The sequence below is a fragment of the Tenacibaculum aestuarii genome, assembly GCF_964510395.1.
GTDB lineage: Bacteria > Bacteroidota > Bacteroidia > Flavobacteriales > Flavobacteriaceae > Polaribacter > Polaribacter aestuarii.
In genome coordinates this window covers 79,873-100,722 of sequence record NZ_CAZEFY010000002.1, presented here as the reverse complement: position 1 = coordinate 100,722, position 20,850 = coordinate 79,873, and the positions used below count along the sequence as shown (strand labels likewise).

Genomic DNA, 20,850 nt, shown 5'->3' with positions numbered 1-20,850 from the left:
AGCCTTTTTTTATTAATAATTTCTATATTGTTTCGTTTCTTCAAAAACGTGTTCTAAAATCTGTTTTTCTTGATCATCGAATACAATACCACGCCTTTCCATTACCACTTCGGCTACTTCAAAAACTTTATTCGTTTTATATTCTGTAAAACCTGATGCTCCCCCCCAACTAAACGATGGCACAAAGTTTCTTGGAAATCCACTACCAAAAATATTAGCAGAAACACCAACAACAGTACCGGTATTAAACATGGTATTAATTCCACATTTTGAGTGATCTCCCATCATTAAACCACAAAATTGTAATCCTGTTTTAGCAAAACGACCAGTTTCGTAATTCCATAAACGAACTTCAGCATAATTGTTTTTCAAATTCGAATTATTACTATCAGCTCCAATATTACACCATTCTCCTAAAACTGAATTTCCTAAAAACCCATCATGCCCTTTGTTAGAATATCCAAATAACACAGAATTATTCACCTCTCCTCCCACTTTACTATGAGGACCTAACGTAGTTGCTCCGTATATTTTCGCTCCTAATTTTAACACTGAATATTCACACATTGCTAACGCTCCACGTACAACAACACCCTCCATAATTTCAGCATTCTTACCAATATAAATAGGACCTGTTGAAGCATTTAAAGTAGCAAAAGTTAACTTTGCTCCTTTCTCTACAAAAATATCATCTCTATTTATACAATTAACTGTTTCAGGAATTGGTTGTGATTTTCTTCCTTCTGTAATTAAATCAAAATCAGCACGAATCGCCTTATCATTTAAAGAAAAAATATCCCATGTATTTTTAATTTGAATAATATCATCTTCAAACTCTATATGCTCGTAAGAAGAAAAGTCTACTTCTTCTTGATTATCTGAAGTAAAAAAAGCTATAACATCTTCTCCCTTAAATATAGCTTGATTTTCTTGTAAATTCTTTACCATTTCAACCAAAGGTTTTGTTGGTAAAAAAGAAGCATTTAGCAATACATTTTCTTCCATTTCAACCATTGGATATTTCTCTTCTAAATATTCTTCGGTTACTGTAGTAGTGGTTAAACCCAAATGCTTTTCCCACTTTTCTCTAATAGTTAAAATTCCAACTCTTATATCTGCTACGGGTCTTGTATATGTAAATGGTAATAAAGCAGTACGCACATCACCATCAAATAAAATATAATTCATAATCATCATTTTTTGAAGCAACACAAACTTACCACTTTCAATTCATTTTACAAGTCAAAATATAAATCTTACTTTTGTTATTATACATTCTTCAATTAAACACTATGAAAAAAATTTTAGGTCTAATTTTAATTGGTATTGCCCTTATAGCGGCGTTATACTATGCTTTTATTTATTTTGTTCCTTATAGCGAAGGTGTTCGTTCTGGAGAGCTCATAAAAATTAGTTATAAAGGTGTAGTTGTAAAAACTTGGGAAGGAGAAATTAGCCAAGGAATTTCTGGTGCTCAAATTTTTGCTTTTTCAGTTGAAGATAATCAAAAAGAAGTTATTGATAAACTTCAAAAATACCAAGGTCGCTATGTGAAAGTTACTTACAAAGAACGTTTTGGTACTTTCTTTTGGCTTGGTGATACCAAATATTTCATCACAAAAGTTGAAGAAGAGCAATCTCCTCATTTCAGAGGAATAAACAATGATAATGAATAATATTTTTAGAAATATAGAAGACACTCGCATTAGCATTTCTGAGCTTATGCTTCCATCTCATGCCAATTTTAGTGGTAAAATTCACGGTGGATACATTTTAAAACTAATGGATCAAATAGCTTTTGCTTGTGCATCGAAACACTCTGGAACCTATTGTGTTACAGCATCAGTAGATACGGTTGATTTTTTAAACCCGATAGATGTTGGTGAATTAGTTACTATGAAAGCTTCTATCAATTACGTAGGAAGAACCTCTATGGTAGTTGGTATTCGTGTAGAATCACAAAATATACAAACTGGCAAGGTTAAGCACTGTAACTCTTCTTACTTTACTATGGTTGCCAAAAGTGATGAGGACAAACAAGTAACTGTTCCTGGAATCGTTATTAACAATGAAAAAGAAATGCGTCGTTTTTTAGAAGCTATAAAACGCTTAGAAATGAAAAAGAAACGACAAGAAGAATTTAATAGCGATAATTTTGTTGCTGAAAATTACATTGAAGATTTAGAAAAATACAATGTAAAGATTGAGTTATAATATGCCTAAAATTATAGATTTAAGCCAAGAAATCTTTGAAGGAATGCCTGTTTACAAGAGTCTTCCTCAAGTTAAAATGTCAGTTCATAATACTCACGAAGAATGGGATGGTATAGAAAACCCTACAACTCTAACTCCTGCTGTTTATAAGCTGGAAATGGGTGAGCATACAGGTACTCATGTCGATGCTTTAAACCATATGGCAGCTAAACATAAAGGAAAATCGATTGACACTATGCCACTTTCTATGTTTTATACAGAAGGTATTTGTTTAGATTTTTCTCATAAAAACTTACAAGAATTAATAACTTCTAAAGAAGTTAAAGAACAATTACAAAAGGAAAAACTCGACATAAAAGAAGGTGATACTATTCTTTTTTGTACCAACCATTACGCTAAACATTTTAACACAGAAAACTGGGGAAAAGGACCTGGTATTACTGCCGAATGTGCTACTTGGTTAGGTGAACAAAAAATAGCAGCTTTTGGTGTAGAAACAATGTCTCCTGGTATTCCTAAAATCTCTAACAAAGAAGTGCATCACATTTGTGGTGATATGGGGTTTACACACTATGAAAATATGATTAATTTAGATAAATTAATAGGTAGAGGTAGATTCCGCTTTATAGCCTTACCTCTAAAAATAAAGGGAGGAACTGGTTCTCCTGTAAGAGCTGTTGCTATTTTTGAGTAACCTATTTTTTATTAGCGAGTTTTATAAACTCTACAAAACATTAGATAAAATTGAATCATAAAAAAACCGAAGTTGTTATGACTTCGGTTTTTTTATTTTATTTCTAAAATTTATTTACTCAAATACATTTTACGTCTTGCGTATAAATCATAGAACTGATCGTCTCTTAAACTTTCAATAAATAAGATACTTTCTCCTGTCGACTTCATCTCTGGTCCTAATTTCTTGTTTACATTAGGGAATTTATTGAAAGAGAATACTGGTTGCTTAATTGCAAATCCTTCTAATTGTGGATTGAAATCAAAATCAGTTACTTTTTTCTCTCCTAACATTACCTTAGTTGCGTAGTTTACATAAGGTTCTTTATATGCTTTTGCTATAAATGGAACTGTACGAGATGCACGCGGGTTAGCTTCAATGATATATACTTTATCATCTTTAATAGCAAACTGAATGTTGATTAATCCTACCGTATCCAGTGCTAAAGCAATTGTTTTTGTGTATTCTCTAATTTGTTCTAATACTAACTCTCCTAAGTTAAACGCAGGTAAAGTTGCATTTGAATCTCCTGAGTGAATTCCACAAGGCTCAATGTGCTCCATAATTCCGATGATGTACACATTTTCACCGTCGCAAATAGCATCTGCTTCTGCTTCAATAGCTCCTTCTAAGTAGTGATCTAATAATAATTTGTTATTAGGAATCTTACGTAATAAATCTACGACATGCTCTAATAACTCCTCTTTATTGATTACAATCTTCATTCCTTGACCTCCTAATACATATGATGGACGTACTAAGATTGGGAAATCTAATTCATCTGCTAACGCTAAAGCTTCGTCTGCATTTTCTGCAACTCCAAACTCAGGGTAAGGGATATTGTTATCTTTTAATAATGTTGAGAAACTACCTCTATCTTCCGCTAAATCTAACGCTTTATAGCTTGTTCCGATAATTGGAATTCCATAACGCTCTAATTTCTCAGCTAATTTTAAGGCTGTTTGTCCTCCTAACTGAACGATAACTCCTTCTGGTTTCTCGTGCTTGATAATATCGTAGATGTGTTCCCAGAAAACTGGCTCGAAGTATAACTTATCAGCCGTATCAAAATCGGTAGAAACTGTTTCTGGGTTACAGTTAATCATAATGGTTTCGTAACCACACTCTTTTGCTGCATATACCCCATGAACACAACAGTAATCAAATTCAATTCCTTGTCCAATTCGGTTAGGTCCTGATCCTAAAACGATAACTTTTTTCTTGTCTGAAACCACACTTTCGTTTGATACTGAAACTTCTCCGTTAGCAGTTTCAATTTCACTTTCGAAAGTTGAATAGTAATATGGAGTTTGCGCCTTGAATTCCGCAGCACACGTATCTACTAATTTATAAACACGTTTTATTTTTAACTCTTCGCGTTTTTTGTACACTTCACTTTCTAAACAACCTAACATGTGAGCGATTTGGCGGTCACCATATCCTTTTTGTTTAGCTTCTAATAACAATTCTCTATCAAGTGTATCAATTGTATAAGTAGAAATTTCTTTTTCTAACATATACAACTCTTCATATTGACGTAAGTACCATATGTCAATCTTAGTGATTTCGTGGATTTTACTCAACGGCATTCCTATTTGAATAGCGTCATAAATAGCAAATACACGATCCCAAGAAGCATATTTTAACTTGTCTTTAATTTGGTTGTAATCTTTATAACTTTTACCGTCTGCTCCTATTCCGTTACGCTTAATCTCTAACGATTGTGTTGCTTTGTGTAACGCTTCTTGGAACGAACGTCCAATACCCATTACTTCTCCAACCGCTTTCATTTGTAATCCTAATGTTCTGTCAGATCCTTCAAATTTATCGAAATTCCAACGAGGAATTTTTACGATTACATAGTCTAATGTTGGTTCAAATAATGCTGAAGTTGACTTTGTAATTTGGTTATCTAACTCATCTAACGTATATCCTGTAGCTAGTTTAGCTGCGATTTTTGCAATTGGATATCCAGTTGCTTTTGATGCTAATGCAGATGAACGAGATACACGTGGGTTAATTTCAATTGCAATAATATCTTCTTTCTCGTCTGGTGAAACCGCAAACTGAACGTTACATCCTCCTGCAAACTCACCAATAGAACGCATCATTTTAATTGCCATGTCACGCATTTTTTGGAATGTTTTATCCGAAAGCGTCATGGCTGGAGCTACTGTAATAGAATCTCCTGTATGGATTCCCATAGGATCCATGTTTTCAATAGAACAGATAATTACAACATTATCGTTATCATCACGTAATAACTCTAACTCGTACTCCTTCCACCCCATCATTGCTTTATCAATCATTACCTCGTGGATTGGAGAAATCTCTAATCCTCTTGATAATAATTCTTCAAACTCTTCTTCATTATAAACGATAGAAGCTCCTGCTCCTCCTAAAGTAAACGAAGCTCTAATACATAATGGAAAACCAAACTCTTGTGCTATTTCTTTTCCTTTTAAGAATGAAGTAGCTGTAGCTTGAGGCGCCATTGGCACTCCAATTTCTTCCATTAATAAACGGAACTTATCTCTATCTTCCGTAATATTAATTGCGTCAATATCTACTCCAATAATCTCTACGTCAAAATCTTTCCAAATTCCTTTTTCATCAGCTTCAATACAAAGGTTTAAGGCTGTTTGCCCTCCCATTGTAGGTAAAACAGCATCAATTTGCGGATGTTCTTTTAAAATTTGAACAATCGACTTTGTATTAAGCGGCAACAAGTATACATGATCAGCCATTGATGGGTCTGTCATAATCGTTGCAGGGTTCGAATTAATTAAGATAGTTTCAATTCCATCTTCTCTCAACGATCTTAATGCTTGTGATCCTGAATAGTCAAATTCACATGCTTGACCAATAACAATTGGTCCTGATCCAATAATTAAAATCGATTTAAGGTCTTGTCTTTTAGGCATTTTAGTTCGTGTTGTGTTGTGGTGTAAAAATAAAAATTGTTTGGTTATAAAAAAAGGCGATACTTATTAGTAACGCCTTTAAATATTAACAATAGTTAATCATTATTTCTTTGGTCTTGATTCAGATGAAACAGACAACTTTTTTCTTCCCTTTGCTCTTCTTCTAGCTAATACTTTACGTCCATTAGCAGAAGCCATTCTTTCGCGGAAACCGTGTTTGTTTCTTCTTTTTCTTTTCGATGGTTGGTACGTTCTTTTACTCATTACAGTATATCTTAAATATCTTCTTTAAATAATGTTTTGCTTTTTGTGAAATTCCGTCTGCTAAAAGCGTGGGCAAATATACAACAGTTTTTCAGTCTGGCAAACCCTATTTTTATTTTTTTTCAAAAAAAGTAGGTTTGGCAAAAATACTAAAACTCAAACTATCTTTTTTCTCTTTTTTTATTTGCTGTAATTGCCAGACTTCTTACTTTTGCGCAAACCTAACAACACCATGAACAACACAAAATACGTTTTTGTAACTGGAGGCGTAACTTCATCACTAGGAAAAGGAATTATAGCCGCTTCTTTAGCTAAATTATTACAAGAAAGAGGATACTCTGTAACTATTCAAAAATTAGATCCATATATTAATATTGATCCAGGAACATTAAATCCATACGAACATGGAGAATGTTATGTTACTGATGATGGTGCCGAAACCGATTTAGATTTAGGACACTACGAGCGTTACTTAAACATTCCTACTTCACAAGCAAACAACGTAACTACAGGTAGAATTTATCAATCTGTAATTAATAAAGAACGTAAAGGAGAATTTTTAGGAAAAACTGTACAGGTAATTCCTCATATTACAGATGAAATTAAGAACAGAGTTCAAATTTTAGGAAATACTGGTGATTTTGACATCGTTATTACTGAAATTGGAGGAACTGTGGGTGATATTGAATCATTACCTTATATTGAAGCTGTTCGTCAATTACAGTGGGATTTAGGTGAAGACAATGCTGTAGTTGTTCACTTAACATTAGTGCCTTATTTGGCTGCTGCTGGTGAATTAAAGACAAAACCTACACAACACTCTGTAAAAATGTTAATGCAAAGTGGTGTTAGCCCTGATATTTTAGTGTGTCGTTCAGAACATGAAATTTCTGATGACATTAAACGTAAACTGGCATTATTCTGTAATGTTAAAAAACAAAACGTAATTCAATCGTTAGATGCTGAAACTATTTACGATGTTCCTAACTTAATGTTTAAAGAAGGATTAGACTATGTTGTTTTAGACAAATTACGTTTATCTACTCGTAAACAACCTAAGTTAACTGCTTGGAACCGTTTTTTAGAGCGTCATAAAAACCCTACTTCTACTATTGAAATTGGTTTAGTAGGAAAATATGTAGAGTTACACGACTCTTATAAATCAATTACCGAAGCATTTATTCACGCGGGTGCTGCCAATAAAACCAAAGTTAACGTTCGTTGGATTCACTCAGAAGAATTAACTCCCGAAAGTGCGATACAACAATTAGAAGGTGTAGACGGTGTTTTAGTAGCCCCAGGATTTGGTGATAGAGGAATTGAAGGAAAAATTGCAGCAGTACAATATGTACGTGAAAACAACATTCCGTTTTTAGGAATTTGTTTAGGTATGCAAATGGCAGTTATTGAGTTTGCTCGTAACGTATTAAACTTAAAAGATGCTAACTCTACCGAAATGGATCCTAAAGTTGCACATCCTGTTATTAACTTAATGGAAGAGCAAAAAGATGTTACTGAAAAAGGTGGAACAATGCGTTTAGGCGCTTGGGACTGTCAATTAACACATGATTCTAAAGTTTTTCAAGCATATAAAGAAGAATTAATCAGTGAACGTCACCGTCACAGATACGAATACAACAACGAATATAAAGAACAATTAGAAGCAGCAGGAATGAAAACTGCGGGTGTCAATCCTAAAACTGGATTGGTAGAAATTGTTGAGATCGACTCTCACCCATGGTTTGTTGGTGTTCAATATCATCCAGAATATAAGAGTACGGTATTAAATCCACATCCTTTATTTGTGAATTTTATCAAAGCCGCTTTAAAACACTCTAAAAAATAATTTCAAAAATCCTGTAACCAAAATTACAGGATTTTTTATTTCTCAATAAAATTGGAATACTGTTTGAACTACTATTCTTAACAAAATTAATCATTGTAAATCCTCTGATAATCTTTGGGGTTTTACTACCTTTGTCGGGTTTTTCAGACAACTAGGAAAACTTTAAGTGACAAGTTGACATTTTAACATATATCAATGGAACAAAAAAAATTTGATTTAAATTCCTTTATCGGAATGCTTTTATTAGGAGGAATTATGCTTTGGTGGATGAATACCCAAAAACCAGACGAAACTCCTGAAGCCACTACTCAAAAAGAACAAACCACTAACGCTACCGAAAACGTTCAGAACAACTTAACTGAAAACACCGTTTTAAACGATTCGTTACAGCAAATTGCTTTACAAAATAAGTTTGGAGCCTTTGCTTATGGTGCTTCAACAACTAAAGAAGGTAGTACCACTATTGAAAACAATCTTGTTAAGTTAACGGTAGATAACAAAGGTGGACAAATCATTGAAGCTTTAATTAAAAACTATAAAACGTACGATTCGTTACCTTTATACTTAGTTAAAGATAAAAACGCATCGTTCAACATCAATTTCGGTACTACTGACAACCGAATTTTAAACACCAAAGATTTACTATTCACTCCTTCCCTTACTAAAAATGGAGATACTCAAGTACTTTCTATGAAGTTAAAGGTTGCTGAAGATAAATTCTTAGAGTACCGTTATGAAATGAAGGAAGGTGATTACCGTGTAGATTTCGCTGTTCGTTCACAAGGTTTGAGTAATGTTATCAACAGTTCTCAAGAAATCAACTTAGATTGGAACTTAAAAGGTTTTAGACATGAAAAGAGTTTAAAAACCGAAAACATGTATTCTTACTACTATTATAAAGCTGATGATGAAGTAGATTACTTACAAATGAACGATAATGAAGTGATTAATGATATAGACTGGGTTGCGTTTAAACAACACTTCTTTTCATCTGTATTAACTTCAGAGACTCCTTTAAACAATGCTATGTTAAAATCTGTTGATTTTGCTGGCGAAGATGTAGATAGCATTTATACTAAAACCTACGGAATAAAAGCTCCTTTAGCTTTAACTAACGGGGAATTAAATTATAACATGCAATGGTTTTACGGACCAACAGATTATAATTTATTAAAATCTTACGAAGGAACAAGCCTTGACGAAATCGCTGATTTAGGTTGGGGAATCTTCGGTTTCTTAAACCGTACAGTATTCTATCCTGTATTTAACATGTTAAAAGGATTTATTGGTAACTACGGATTAATCATCATTTTAATGACGATTGTTGTACGTATTCTAATGTCTCCTGTATTATACAAATCATATTTATCTAGTGCTAAGATGAAGGTGATTCGTCCAGAAATGGAAGAAATTAACAAAAAGTACCCAGGTAAAGAAAACGCTATGAAGCGTCAGCAAGAAATAATGGCGGTACAGCGAAAAGCTGGAGTTAACATGATGTCTGGTTGTATTCCTGCATTAATGCAAATGCCAGTGTTTTTTGCTTTATTTAAATTCTTCCCTACGAATATCGAATTTAGACAAAAAGGATTCTTATGGGCTACTGATTTATCTTCTTATGATACGGTTTTTCAACTTCCTTTTAAGATTCCATTTTATGGAGATCATGTAAGTTTATTCCCAATTTTAGCATCTGTGGCAATTTTCTTCTATATGAAAATGAACCAAAGTCAACAAGCTAATATGCAGGCTCCAACTCAAGAAGGAATGCCAGATATGAGCAAAATGATGAAATGGATGATCTACTTCTCTCCTATCATGATGTTATTCTTCTTTAACAACTATGCAAGTGGATTAAGTTTATACTATTTCATTTCTAACTTGTTAACTATTGCAATTATGTTTATTATTAAAAACTACGTAATTGATGAAGATAAAATTCACGCTCAAATTGAAGAAAACAAAAAGAAGCCTGTTAAAAAAAGTAAATTCCGTGAGCGTTTAGACGCTGCGATGAAGCAAGCTCAAGAACAACAAGCTGCACAACAACGTGGTAAGAAAAAATAAACTGCCTAACTTTAGGTAATTCAATTTTAAAAAACCAACTTTTTCTAATCGATGAAAAAGTTGGTTTTTCATTTTTATCCTTTCTATTTTTCGCTGTTAATTTCTTCTTTTTTACTTCCATTTCTGATTTAACATTCTTTTAACTAAACACCATTAAACCTTTCGGCAAATTTGCGGTCAAACAAGCTTTATAAATCAACGTAATGAAGAAATTTACCTTACTTATTATTTTACTAATTAGTTTTACAACTTTTGCCCAACGTAGTTCAAAAATTACTTTAACAGGAAAAGTTGTTGAAACCAACTCAAAACAACCACTAGAGTATGCAACTTTAGTTCTAACAAACACTAGCAATCAACAAGTTGTTGGAGGAGTAACTGATGCTAATGGAAACTTTTCTATAGATGCTTCATCGGGTACTTATGCTGTAAAAGTTGAATTTATTGGTTTTAAATCTAAAAACTTAGGAAACCACACGCTAACCGAAAATAAAAACTTAGGTGTAATTTCTCTTTCAGAAGATACCGAAACCTTAGATGAAGTTGAAATTATTGCAGAAAAGTCGACCGTAGAAATACGATTAGATAAAAAGATTTACAATGTTGGTAAAGATATGACTGTTAAAGGAGGTAATGCTTCTGATGTGCTAGATAACGTCCCTTCTGTAAACGTAGATGCTGAGGGAGCTGTAAGCTTACGAGGAAATGAAAATGTTCGTATTTTAATTGATGGAAAACCTTCTGCTTTAGTTGGTTTAAGCGGTACAGATGCTTTAAGAAATCTTCCTGCTGACGCTATAGAAAAAGTAGAAGTAATCACCTCTCCTTCTGCTCGATATGATGCTGAGGGTACTGCAGGTATTTTAAATATTATTCTTAGAAAAGGAAAAATTACAGGATTTAACGGATCTGTAAACTTCTCAGTAGGAGATCCTGACTTATATCAAGTAAGTAGTAACTTAAACTACCGTACAAAAAAATTTAATATCTTTTCTAACCTAGGGTATTCATACAGAAAAGGTCCAGGAAATTCTTTTAGTGACTTCACTTATTTATCTGATGGTGTAATCGATAGTTTAAGTACAGAAAAAAGAGTTTTTGATAGAAAAAATAAAAACTTTAATGGTTCTTTTGGACTAGAATACTATTTAAATGATAAAAGCTCTATTACAGGTACTGTTTTCTATAGAAATAATGATGGAGAAGATATCGCAACCAACAACACCCGTACTTATGCTCCAGATGAATCTCTTATCAGGAGTTCTGAAAGAATTGAGTTTGAAACAGAAGATGATGTCGATACCCAATATTCATTAAACTATACGAACAATATAGATGACAAAGGTCAAAAATTAATCATCGACTTACAGTATAGCGAAAACGAAGAAGATGAATATGCTAACATTACAAACAATTCTGTTTTAACTGAAAGAAATAATCAAATCACTAAATCTAAGAACAGATTATTACAAATAGATTATGTATTACCTTTTGGTGAAAAAAGCCAGTTAGAATTAGGACATAAAGCTGATTTACAAGATCTAACTTCTGATTTTAAAGTACGTGATGCAAATGGGCAACCTTTTGAGTTTGATCCTTCAAACGCTATTGATTTTAAACAATATATTTATGCCTACTATGCTCAATATGGTAGTAAAATAGATAAATTCTCTTACCTTTTAGGGTTACGTGCTGAATACACAGATATAGATTTAAAAGTTTTAAATACTGGAGACTTTTCTGACAAAAACTACACTGAATGGTTTCCAACCGTTAATTTAGGGTATGAATTTAACGAAACTGATAATTTAACTTTAGGGTATGCTCGTAGATTACAAAGACCACGTCACTGGTTTTTAAACCCTTTTGAAACTAGAAGTTCTAGCACTAATGTTTTTAAAGGAAACCCTGATTTAAATCCTGCTTACACTAGTTCTTTTGATTTAGGATATACTACACGAGTTAGTAAAATTACTTTAAACTCATCTTTATATTATCAATTTTCAACAGATTTAATTAGACCTGTATCAAGAGTAGAAACTAGAGATAACGGAAACGTATTTGTTCGTCAATTCTTAAACTTAAATGATGAAAATCGTTACGGTTTTGAATTAACCACTAACTATAATCCTGCTAAATGGGCACGTTTATCAGCAACCTTTAACTATTTTAAGTTTAATACTGATGCTTTTGATTACTCTTTTTCTTATATAGACGCTGATACTGGTAATACAGTAACAGAAACAAAAACATTACCCGAAGTTAATAGTAGTAGTTGGTTTGCTCGTTTTAATTCTAGAATTACCTTACCTGCAAAAATCGATTGGCAAACACGATTAATGTATCGTGGTCCTCAAGATGATGCACAAGGAAGTAGAGAAGGTATTTTTGTAACAAACTTAGCTTTTAGCAAAGACATTTTTAAAGAAAAGGCTTCTATAGTCTTAAATGTTAGTGACTTATTTAACGAACGTAAAAGAAAAGGCTATACCAATACTGAAGATGTAAGATCATACCAAGAATTTCAGTGGAGAGAACGTCAAATAACGTTAAGTTTCACCTACCGTTTTAATCAAAAGAAAAAACGTGAACGTCCTGAACGAAACGGAGATTACGATGGTGGCGGTGAAGGATTTTAATACTTCATTCAAACACAATAAAAAAAGAGAACTGAACAATCAGCTCTCTTTTTTGTTTTAAAAACTTAGTTTTAAAAACTTATTTCTAGTTTAATAAAAGCACAAAAAAACCACGCTAAAAGGCGTGGTCTAAATATTGTATTTATTGTATCTAAAGATTACTTACCTTCTTCGGCAGCTCTTTTAGCTTCTCTTTTTAATTTCATGTTTTCCCAGATAGTTCCACCAATCCAGTAAGGAACTACAAATGTTAATAAGAAAATTAACAGCCAAAATCCAGCTGTAAAAATAAACATGAATAATACTAATCCTGAGAATTCTGAAAAATCTAACATTTGTTTCTTGTTAATAATTGTTATGCCACAAAATTATAACTATTTTTCTTTTCTTCCAATAAAATCTAATAAAAATCACTCGTAAAAACTATAAGAATTTGTAATTTTGGACATCATTAATTTTTAGCATTTTAAATCATTTCATAATGACAAAATATAGAATTGAGAAAGACACTATGGGACAGGTAGAAGTACCTGCTGATAAATATTGGGGAGCACAAACTGAGCGTTCTCGTAACAATTTTAAAATTGGTCCCGCTGCCTCTATGCCTTTAGAAGTAGTATACGGATTTGCATACTTAAAAAAAGCTGCTGCTTACACTAACGCAGAGTTAGGTGTTTTAGCTGCTGAAAAACGTGATTTAATTGCACAAGTATGTGATGAAATTTTAGAAGGAAAGCATGATGATCAATTTCCTTTAGTAATTTGGCAAACAGGTTCTGGTACACAAAGTAACATGAACGTTAACGAGGTTATAGCAAACCGTGCTCATGAAATTGCTGGAAAAGTAATTGGTGAAGGTGAAAAAACTATCCAACCGAACGACGATGTAAACAAATCGCAATCATCTAACGATACCTTCCCAACAGGTATGCACATTGCTGCTTACAAAAAAGTTGTAGAAGTAACCATTCCGGGTGTTGAGCAATTACGCGATACGTTACAAGCAAAAGCAGAAGCTTTTAAAGATGTTGTAAAAATTGGACGTACACACTTAATGGATGCTACTCCCCTAACCTTAGGACAAGAGTTTTCTGGATATGTAGCGCAATTAAACTTCGGATTAAACGCTTTAAAAAACACCTTAGCGCATTTAGCACAATTAGCTTTAGGAGGAACTGCTGTTGGAACAGGATTAAACACTCCTGCTGGTTACGATGTGTTAGTTGCTAAATACATTGCTGAGTTTACAGGATTACCATTTATAACTGCTGAAAATAAATTTGAAGCTTTAGCTGCTCACGATGCTTTAGTTGAAACACACGGAGCGTTAAAACAATTAGCAGTTTCTTTAAATAAAATAGCCAATGACATTCGTTTAATGGCTTCAGGACCACGTTCTGGAATTGGAGAAATCATCATTCCTGCTAACGAACCTGGATCTTCTATTATGCCAGGAAAAGTAAACCCTACACAAGCAGAAGCTATGACTATGGTTTGTGCACAAGTTATGGGTAACGACGTTGCAGTAACTGTTGGTGGTACGCAAGGTCACTACGAGTTAAACGTATTCAAACCTATGATGGCTGCTAACGTATTACAATCAGCTCAATTAATTGGAGATGCTTGTGTATCATTTGATGTAAACTGTGCTGCTGGTATTGAACCAAACCAAACAAGAATTACTGAGTTATTAAACAACTCGTTAATGTTAGTTACGGCATTAAACACTAAAATTGGATATTACAAAGCTGCTGAAATCGCAAATACAGCACACGCTAACGGAACTACTTTAAAAGAAGAAGCAGTACGTTTAGGATATGTAACTCCAGAACAATATGACGAATGGGTTAAACCAGAAGATATGATTGGAAGTTTAAAATAAGCTCTTATTACTAGAGAAGATTTTATAAAACTCTATAACTAATGAAGCCTCCCCAGTAATTTAACAAACTGAGGAGGCTTTTTTGTAAAGTCAATCTAAAAACTCTACTTTAAACTATTTCTCATAAAGTCTTCTACTTCTTGTTTTGCCTTAATAGCTTCTACTTCATTAAATGTTTTTCCTTCCCCTCTTAATAAGTAAGCATTAAAAACATGGCTTATATATAGTGGTGATTTCTTATTTGTTGAAAAATTTACAGCATTGTGACAGCTAAAGCAGTTTGCTAGGTTAGCAGCGTCAATATCTTTTAAACTACTTTTAAAAGTTTGTGTATACGTTTCCATAGTAACATTTGCACAGTTTACTGATCCTCTTGCCACTGAAGTACTATCAGGTGTCGCATTTCCTATGTTACCTCCTAAACTATTTATTGTAGCTGTTTGCTCTTCAGGAGTCAGCCCATCAGTATCAATCCAAAGAGAACCATTATAAAAATAATTTTTCCAAACATCATCTAAATTCTGCTTTACACAAGCATTAATATTTTCAATATTATCAAAGTTTATAGGCTCTGATTGACTTGTTTTCATAAAGTTCCCTACACTATCTCTTGGAACTCCATACTGAAATAAATCGTATGCTTTGTAAGGTAACTTTGCATTACCGTTACTCCATACAATTCCATCAATTCCTGTGGTAGTACCTTCCGCAAATAATAATTTATCTGATGTAGAAATTGCGTTACTGTCTTTCCAATTATAGTTTGGCGCTAAATCATCATGTTCAAATGTAGCCCAAATAAATTCTGGATGATTCTCTACAATTCCTACAACATGCATTCCTAGTAAAGCTACTTCTGTATTGGTATATGTTTTTCCGTCTCTACTTAATGCTGCTACTGTAGTATAATAATTTTTTAGTTCTTCTTCAGCAATTGCACTCACTGGTGTCCATGATACTTTTAGCTCTAAAGCTCCTACAGGAAAAGAAGCTTGATTATCTTCACTTAGCTTTCCTTTAACAATTGAATCTCTATACTTTCTTGATGCTTCTCTCATTGTAGGACTTATATGAATTGAGTAAAACACTGTTTCTGAAACCCCATCTTCGTTATAAGCGGGATTTGTCTTTAACGTACCTCCTGATCCCGCCTGAGCAGTATCTATCAATACCAAAGCAGCTCCTTTCTTTTGTTTTACATCTTGCATATGAGCTGTTACTTGATGCATTTTCTTCGGATTTAAAAACAATGGTAACGTTTCTCTTACGTATAACGGAACATCTTTTCCTTCTTGTTTTACTAGTAATTTTTCTATTTGATATTCTGGTTTGGTTAGCCATAAAAACTTTTGCCAAGACCATTGATGAAAAATTGCATTGGTTGTACTCGATACATCAAACGGACTTCCTTTTCCTTCTTCTGGGGCTGGTGTTTGTGAGTGAGGGAACCAATCATTTTCACATAAACTTTGGGGTGCTGTTTTATTATAAGCTACTTCTTCAACTTTTTTTTCAGCTTCTTTTTCATTTTTCTTACAAGAATTAAAAAACACAATGCTCATTACAAGTAGTGTGTTTAAAATAAACTTTGATGTTAATTTCATGATTGATTAGTTTTTGATTTTAAATAACAAGTTATATAAATCCTGCTTAAATGTTAAAAAAGATGTCATGAGTTATCTAATTATAGTTACAACATACTCTTTTTAAAGATCGAGTGTCTTTTTACTTTTTTAATAAAACCTATCTACAATTAAAATTGTGCGTTACTTCATAAATGAAAGAAAAGACTTAGCTTTGTATTCCTTTTTTTTATAAAAAATTAAACAATGAATACACACGAAGAATATATGAGCGAAGCTGTAAAAGCTGCTTTAAAAGGAATGCAGAACAACGAAGGAGGACCTTTTGGTTGTATTGTTGTTAAAGATGGAAAAATCATCGGAAGAGGAAACAATAAGGTTACTTCTACCAACGACCCAACTGCACACGCAGAAGTAACAGCCATTCGTGATGCTTGTCAAAACATAGGTTCTTTTCAATTAGATGGATGTATTGTATATACCTCTTGCGAACCTTGTCCTATGTGTTTAGGCGCTATTTATTGGGCACGTCCTGATAAAGTTTTTTACGGAAGCAACCAGCAAGATGCTGCTAATATTGGTTTTGATGATGAATTTATATACAAAGAAATTCCATTACCATACGAAAAAAGAAGTATTCCGTTTGAGCAAATTGGACGTAATATAGCCTTAGAACCTTTTCAGAAATGGTCTGAGAAAGAAGATAAAATAGAATATTAAAAAGTAAATTCCCTTTGTATTTTTACAAGGGGATTTTTTTTAGCTACTTTTTTGAAGTAAGTACTTTTTTAGCTTCTTCGTATTCTTCCTTCGTAATTTCGCCTTCTGCAAAACGTCTTTTAAGAATCTCTAATGGCGTCTCTTTCTTTGTTACTTGAAATGAAGAACTGTAAAACAAGAAAAAGAATATTCCTATTACTATCCAAACAATCCACCAAGCAAAGTGCATACCCCAAAAATGTCCATCATGATAATGCATAACTATTAGTTTTTATAAACCCACACTAAGTTACAAAATTATCAAACTGAAAACCAAGAAAGTATAATTTTTGCAACATCCTTTTTTCTTTTCAGTCTTTTATGGTATAAAAAATTAAAAAAGATTAATATGAAACTATTTGCAATACTTGTATCGCTATACATTTGTTCTACATCCTTCAGCCAAAGAACAAAAGACTTAAAGACTTTTAAGCATCATTCTGTAATAACACATAACGATACTATTAACTATCATACGTACTCTAAAAAAGGCATTGAAACAACAAATACTCTTCTATTATATATTCAAGGTTCAAAAGCAATGTCCTTATACCAAACAATGGAAAAAAATGGAAAAACGTATGTTGGTACGACATTACCTCTTGATTTTAATCTATTACCCGATAATTACCTATTTGTTGTTATATCTAAAAAAGGCTTTCCTTTCTTAACTAAAATGGACGAAGACTTCCTTATTCCAAAATCATATTATGAGAACCAAACACTAGCATATAGAACTTACCAAGCGAATGAAGTAATTAACAATATAACCAAGAACTACCCTAATAAATTCAAAAAGATTATTGCTCTTGGACACTCAGAAGGAAGTGATGTCGTTGCTAAATTAGGAACCGCAAATACAAGCATAACTCATTTTGGATATTGGTCTGGAGGAGGAAACACACAGTTTATTGACTTTATTACGTTTATTAGAAGAGAGGTAACTAAAGGATTACTTAGTGAAGAAGAAGCGCTAAAAGAAATAAATTCTACTTTAGAAGATTTCAAAAAAATAATGTCAGATCCAAATGCCATAGACAAATTTTGGGCAGGTAAAAATAACAGCTACAAAAGATGGAGTTCTTTTTCTGAACCTCCTATTGATAATTTATTAAAAATTTCAAAGCCTTTATTTGTTACTATTGGAACAAATGACCAAGCTGTAGCACTTGAATCTGCTTACTTAATTCCAATAGAATTTATTAGAAACCAAAAAAACAACCTGACTTTCAAGGTTTATCCAGGTTTAGATCATGGTTTTGGAAAAAAATTAGAAAATGGAAAATATGAAAAACATTGGGACACTGTTTTTAAAGATTTTTTAAACTGGGTTAACGAAAAATAAAAGCTACATTCCTTCTCATGTTATTTTTTTATATTTGGGAGAATAAAAATTGCTAAACTTCATTATATCCCATGTTATTGTCGGGATAAAACAAATAAAGTTTGACATATAACAAGTTACCTGCAAGCTGAAAAATGAGCATCATAAATAACAAAAAGCATTTTCTTCATGAACATCTGACTTTTCTTGAATCATACGGACAAGAATGTGGAAACGGTGGATTTGAGAACTTATTAAAACAACTTGGAATTAAAGTTGGCGGAAAAAGTTGGGACGATGACCACTCAACAATTGATTGGAATTTAACGGATAACCATTTTCAATTCTTCTTCGATTATGAGAATAATGAGACGGAAATTAAAAATTGGCTAAAAAAAAGTCCAATATCTGACTATAAAACGCTCTTGACTTGGCTTTCTGGAGACGACCCAATTGTTCGTGTTAAAACAACTGACTTTATTGAGAATTGGGAGGAATTTAATATTGCTGGAGGTTGGGAAGGATTAATTCTGACCACAGAAGACGGAAAATATTATTTGGAATTTACCGACGACTGGAAATACCATTTGAACAGTAATTTTGAAATAAAACCTGGAACGAAAAAATAAAAGCCAGCAGGTAACACCGGCTATAATTCAGCGTGGCAATAGTAAAAATTTGAAAGTAAAAACATATATTTAAGCTAATTTCTCTGCGGACAAATCCTGCGGATTTATCTACGCCGAAATCATAGCCAAACCGTTACCAAACTAAATTATCCCAAAAACACTATCAACAACCCAACCACGCCTAAAAACAAACACAGTGGAGAAAAATACTTGGTATCGTTTATAGCAAACTCTGTTGTTGTAACTTTCTTAAAAAAACCGACATAGTTAAAATCGCCTATAGCTCTAATAAGAAAAATGCTAGCCACGACATAAAGTCCATAATCTTGTAGCCATGTGGGAATTGAGCTTAACGTAAAAAGCTGTATTTTTTCTGCATACACTACTGCAAAACCACTGATAACTATAGCTACCAAAAACGTTAGTAGTTTAGGCGGATTCACTGCTTTTTCATTTGCTGTTTTGGTTGGTATTACTGCATCTACCCATAAAGTTCCGCCAAAAGCCCAATAAACGTGAATTAACGAGATAAAAAAGAGAATTAAAACACAAATCACTCCTAAAAAATGTACCATAAATTGTAGTTTTTACCGTAAGTTTGTCTAACAAATTTAAGCATTTAACATGACAACTTTATTCATAAACATCAAAGAATTAATCCAAATCAGAGAAACAGATACCAAAAAAGTATCAGGAGCTGCGATGAACATTTTACCTACCATAAAAAACGCTTTTTTATTGGTTAAAAACGATGTTATTATCGATTATGGTAGTATGAAAAAAGCCCCTACTTCTGCTGATAAAACTGTAGATTGTACTGGTAAAATGATGTTACCTACTTGGTGCGATTCGCATACACACATTGTATATGCTGGCAATCGTGAACAAGAGTTTGTGGATAGAATTAACGGTTTGAGTTATGAAGAAATTGCCAATCGTGGTGGTGGTATTGTAAATTCTGCCAAGAAATTACAAGAAACTTCAGAAGAAGAACTATACCAACAATCGGCAAAACGATTGGAGGAAGTGATTGCTTTAGGTACGGGAGCAGTTGAAATAAAATCAGGATATGGTTTAACTGTTGATGCTGAGTTAAAAATGTTACGTGTTATTAAAAAACTACGCGAAAACTACAATATTCCTATCAAAGCTACTTTTTTAGGAGCACATGCTTTCCCTACCGAATATAAAAACAACAAAGAAGGCTATATCAATTTAATTATTGAAGAAATGTTGCCTAAGGTTGCTGAAGAAAATTTAGCAGATTTTGTAGATGCTTTCTGTGAAACTGGTTATTTCTCGGTAGAAGATACCGATAGAATTTTAACTGCGGCACAACAATATGGATTGGTACCAAAAGTACACGTAAATCAGTTTACTACCATTGGTGGAGTTCAGGTAAGTATAAAACACAATGCGTTGTCGGTAGATCATTTAGAAGTAATGAATACAGAAGATATTGAAGCGTTGAAAGGAACACAAACTATGCCTGTGGCATTACCATCGTGTTCATATTTTTTAAGTATTCCGTACACGCCTGCTCGCGATATTATCAATGCAGGATTACCTCTTGCTTTAGCTACTGATTACAACCCGGGTTCAACGCCTTCTGGTAACATGAATTTTGTCGTAGCAACGGCTTGTATTAAAATGAAAATGACTCCTGAAGAAGCGATTAATGCAGCAACGATTAACGGAGCATATGCGATGAACCTATCTGATGAAGTTGGAAGTATTACCAAAGGAAAAAAAGCGAATTTAATTCTTACCAAAGAAATTCCTTCGTATGGATTTTTACCGTATTCCTTCGGAAGTAATTTAATCGATTCAGTGTACATCAACGGAAAAGAGCTGTAAATTATACCTTGTCATTCCGAGTGATAACAAGAAACCCTAAGGTTCAACGAAGCTAAATCTCATTAAGGTGATTTACAAACATTCTTGAGATTTCTCCTTTCGTTACACTTCAGTTCGAAATGACATTTT

General features: G+C 33.0%; 18 protein-coding genes. 11 read left to right on the top strand and 7 right to left on the bottom strand.

Features of this window, described 5'->3' with window-relative positions; all coding sequences use genetic code 11:
- Window positions 1-12 precede the first annotated feature (12 nt).
- A complete protein-coding gene (locus ACKTSU_RS05775; protein ID WP_408035424.1) occupies window positions 13-1,188 on the bottom strand; it encodes a GlmU family protein in 1,176 nt (391 codons plus the stop codon).
- 104 nt (window positions 1,189-1,292) lie between these two features.
- Here ACKTSU_RS05775 and ACKTSU_RS05770 point away from each other — a divergent pair, with 104 nt between their 5' ends.
- From ACKTSU_RS05770 to ACKTSU_RS05760, 3 genes are read left to right on the top strand one after another with little or no spacing between them, the layout of a single operon-like run.
- Window positions 1,293-1,676 (top strand): 6-phosphogluconate dehydrogenase, encoded by a 384-nt coding sequence (locus ACKTSU_RS05770; protein WP_408035423.1) that lies wholly within the window; start codon window positions 1,293-1,295, stop codon window positions 1,674-1,676.
- Window positions 1,669-2,214, top strand: coding sequence for an acyl-CoA thioesterase (locus ACKTSU_RS05765; RefSeq protein ID WP_408035422.1), 546 nt, complete (start codon window positions 1,669-1,671; stop codon window positions 2,212-2,214). The genes ACKTSU_RS05770 and ACKTSU_RS05765 overlap by 8 nt, the downstream gene beginning before the upstream one ends.
- A 1-nt stretch (window position 2,215) precedes the next feature.
- Entirely contained in the window at window positions 2,216-2,908 is a 693-nt protein-coding gene (locus ACKTSU_RS05760; protein WP_408035421.1) for a cyclase family protein, read from the top strand.
- 110 nt (window positions 2,909-3,018) lie between these two features.
- Here the strand turns inward: ACKTSU_RS05760 and carB are convergent, their stop codons facing one another.
- A complete protein-coding gene (carB, locus tag ACKTSU_RS05755; RefSeq protein WP_408035419.1) occupies window positions 3,019-5,871 on the bottom strand; it encodes a carbamoyl-phosphate synthase large subunit in 2,853 nt (950 codons plus the stop codon).
- 102 nt (window positions 5,872-5,973) lie between these two features.
- The gene (rpmH, locus tag ACKTSU_RS05750; protein ID WP_028891113.1) at window positions 5,974-6,135 is read right to left on the bottom strand and encodes a 50S ribosomal protein L34; all 162 of its coding nucleotides are present in this window, start codon (window positions 6,133-6,135) and stop codon (window positions 5,974-5,976) included.
- Between the two features lie 232 nt (window positions 6,136-6,367).
- On the opposite strand from rpmH, the gene ACKTSU_RS05745 reads away from it, so the two are divergent.
- The 3 genes from ACKTSU_RS05745 (at window position 6,368) to ACKTSU_RS05735 (ending at window position 12,687) form a co-directional block, all read left to right on the top strand.
- Window positions 6,368-7,981: a CTP synthase gene (locus tag ACKTSU_RS05745; protein ID WP_408035417.1), complete on the top strand. Its 1,614-nt coding sequence runs from the start codon at window positions 6,368-6,370 to the stop codon at window positions 7,979-7,981.
- 195 nt (window positions 7,982-8,176) lie between these two features.
- Window positions 8,177-10,048: a membrane protein insertase YidC gene (gene yidC, locus ACKTSU_RS05740; RefSeq protein WP_408035415.1), complete on the top strand. Its 1,872-nt coding sequence runs from the start codon at window positions 8,177-8,179 to the stop codon at window positions 10,046-10,048.
- Window positions 10,049-10,251: 203 nt separating this feature from the next.
- Complete coding sequence (locus tag ACKTSU_RS05735) at window positions 10,252-12,687, top strand: TonB-dependent receptor domain-containing protein (RefSeq protein WP_408035414.1); 2,436 nt, start codon at window positions 10,252-10,254, stop codon at window positions 12,685-12,687.
- 158 nt (window positions 12,688-12,845) lie between these two features.
- On the opposite strand, the gene ACKTSU_RS05730 is transcribed toward ACKTSU_RS05735, so the two are convergent.
- Window positions 12,846-13,022 (bottom strand): hypothetical protein, encoded by a 177-nt coding sequence (locus ACKTSU_RS05730; protein ID WP_028891109.1) that lies wholly within the window; start codon window positions 13,020-13,022, stop codon window positions 12,846-12,848.
- A 146-nt stretch (window positions 13,023-13,168) separates the two neighbouring features.
- Here ACKTSU_RS05730 and fumC point away from each other — a divergent pair, with 146 nt between their 5' ends.
- Complete coding sequence (fumC, locus tag ACKTSU_RS05725; RefSeq protein ID WP_408035413.1) at window positions 13,169-14,569, top strand: class II fumarate hydratase; 1,401 nt, start codon at window positions 13,169-13,171, stop codon at window positions 14,567-14,569.
- A 104-nt stretch (window positions 14,570-14,673) separates the two neighbouring features.
- On the opposite strand, the gene ACKTSU_RS05720 is transcribed toward fumC, so the two are convergent.
- Window positions 14,674-16,173, bottom strand: a complete 1,500-nt coding sequence (locus ACKTSU_RS05720; protein WP_408035412.1) for a hypothetical protein — start codon at window positions 16,171-16,173, stop codon at window positions 14,674-14,676.
- A gap of 225 nt (window positions 16,174-16,398) precedes the next feature.
- Here ACKTSU_RS05720 and ACKTSU_RS05715 point away from each other — a divergent pair, with 225 nt between their 5' ends.
- The gene (locus tag ACKTSU_RS05715; protein WP_408035411.1) at window positions 16,399-16,872 is read left to right on the top strand and encodes a nucleoside deaminase; all 474 of its coding nucleotides are present in this window, start codon (window positions 16,399-16,401) and stop codon (window positions 16,870-16,872) included.
- A gap of 43 nt (window positions 16,873-16,915) precedes the next feature.
- Here ACKTSU_RS05715 and ACKTSU_RS05710 read toward each other — a convergent pair whose 3' ends face one another.
- The gene (locus ACKTSU_RS05710) at window positions 16,916-17,131 is read right to left on the bottom strand and encodes an SHOCT domain-containing protein (protein WP_408035410.1); all 216 of its coding nucleotides are present in this window, start codon (window positions 17,129-17,131) and stop codon (window positions 16,916-16,918) included.
- Window positions 17,132-17,260: 129 nt separating this feature from the next.
- Here ACKTSU_RS05710 and ACKTSU_RS05705 point away from each other — a divergent pair, with 129 nt between their 5' ends.
- Together ACKTSU_RS05705 and ACKTSU_RS05700 are read left to right on the top strand one after the other, a co-directional pair.
- Window positions 17,261-18,256, top strand: a complete 996-nt coding sequence (locus ACKTSU_RS05705; RefSeq protein WP_408035409.1) for a dienelactone hydrolase family protein — start codon at window positions 17,261-17,263, stop codon at window positions 18,254-18,256.
- 134 nt (window positions 18,257-18,390) lie between these two features.
- Window positions 18,391-18,864 carry a hypothetical protein gene (locus ACKTSU_RS05700; RefSeq protein ID WP_408035408.1) on the top strand — a complete coding sequence of 158 codons (474 nt, stop codon included), beginning with the start codon at window positions 18,391-18,393 and terminating at the stop codon, window positions 18,862-18,864.
- A gap of 146 nt (window positions 18,865-19,010) precedes the next feature.
- Here the strand turns inward: ACKTSU_RS05700 and ACKTSU_RS05695 are convergent, their stop codons facing one another.
- Window positions 19,011-19,439, bottom strand: a complete 429-nt coding sequence (locus ACKTSU_RS05695) for a DUF3995 domain-containing protein (protein ID WP_408035407.1) — start codon at window positions 19,437-19,439, stop codon at window positions 19,011-19,013.
- Window positions 19,440-19,488: 49 nt separating this feature from the next.
- On the opposite strand from ACKTSU_RS05695, the gene hutI reads away from it, so the two are divergent.
- Window positions 19,489-20,721 carry an imidazolonepropionase gene (gene hutI, locus ACKTSU_RS05690; protein ID WP_408035405.1) on the top strand — a complete coding sequence of 411 codons (1,233 nt, stop codon included), beginning with the start codon at window positions 19,489-19,491 and terminating at the stop codon, window positions 20,719-20,721.
- The last annotated feature ends 129 nt before the right edge of the window (window positions 20,722-20,850 follow it).

Bases quoted from the DNA above. Each gene is read 5' to 3' on its own strand.
- ACKTSU_RS05775 (WP_408035424.1), bottom strand. From the start codon at position 1,188: ATGAATTATATTTTATTTGATGGTGATGTGCGTACTGCTTTATTACCA.
- ACKTSU_RS05770 (WP_408035423.1), top strand. From the start codon at position 1,293: ATGAAAAAAATTTTAGGTCTAATTTTAATTGGTATTGCCCTTATAGCG.
- ACKTSU_RS05765 (WP_408035422.1), top strand. From the start codon at position 1,669: ATGAATAATATTTTTAGAAATATAGAAGACACTCGCATTAGCATTTCT.
- ACKTSU_RS05760 (WP_408035421.1), top strand. From the start codon at position 2,216: ATGCCTAAAATTATAGATTTAAGCCAAGAAATCTTTGAAGGAATGCCT.
- carB (WP_408035419.1), bottom strand. From the start codon at position 5,871: ATGCCTAAAAGACAAGACCTTAAATCGATTTTAATTATTGGATCAGGA.
- rpmH (WP_028891113.1), bottom strand. From the start codon at position 6,135: ATGAGTAAAAGAACGTACCAACCATCGAAAAGAAAAAGAAGAAACAAA.
- ACKTSU_RS05745 (WP_408035417.1), top strand. From the start codon at position 6,368: ATGAACAACACAAAATACGTTTTTGTAACTGGAGGCGTAACTTCATCA.
- yidC (WP_408035415.1), top strand. From the start codon at position 8,177: ATGGAACAAAAAAAATTTGATTTAAATTCCTTTATCGGAATGCTTTTA.
- ACKTSU_RS05735 (WP_408035414.1), top strand. From the start codon at position 10,252: ATGAAGAAATTTACCTTACTTATTATTTTACTAATTAGTTTTACAACT.
- ACKTSU_RS05730 (WP_028891109.1), bottom strand. From the start codon at position 13,022: ATGTTAGATTTTTCAGAATTCTCAGGATTAGTATTATTCATGTTTATT.
- fumC (WP_408035413.1), top strand. From the start codon at position 13,169: ATGACAAAATATAGAATTGAGAAAGACACTATGGGACAGGTAGAAGTA.
- ACKTSU_RS05720 (WP_408035412.1), bottom strand. From the start codon at position 16,173: ATGAAATTAACATCAAAGTTTATTTTAAACACACTACTTGTAATGAGC.
- ACKTSU_RS05715 (WP_408035411.1), top strand. From the start codon at position 16,399: ATGAATACACACGAAGAATATATGAGCGAAGCTGTAAAAGCTGCTTTA.
- ACKTSU_RS05710 (WP_408035410.1), bottom strand. From the start codon at position 17,131: ATGCATTATCATGATGGACATTTTTGGGGTATGCACTTTGCTTGGTGG.
- ACKTSU_RS05705 (WP_408035409.1), top strand. From the start codon at position 17,261: ATGAAACTATTTGCAATACTTGTATCGCTATACATTTGTTCTACATCC.
- ACKTSU_RS05700 (WP_408035408.1), top strand. From the start codon at position 18,391: ATGAGCATCATAAATAACAAAAAGCATTTTCTTCATGAACATCTGACT.
- ACKTSU_RS05695 (WP_408035407.1), bottom strand. From the start codon at position 19,439: ATGGTACATTTTTTAGGAGTGATTTGTGTTTTAATTCTCTTTTTTATC.
- hutI (WP_408035405.1), top strand. From the start codon at position 19,489: ATGACAACTTTATTCATAAACATCAAAGAATTAATCCAAATCAGAGAA.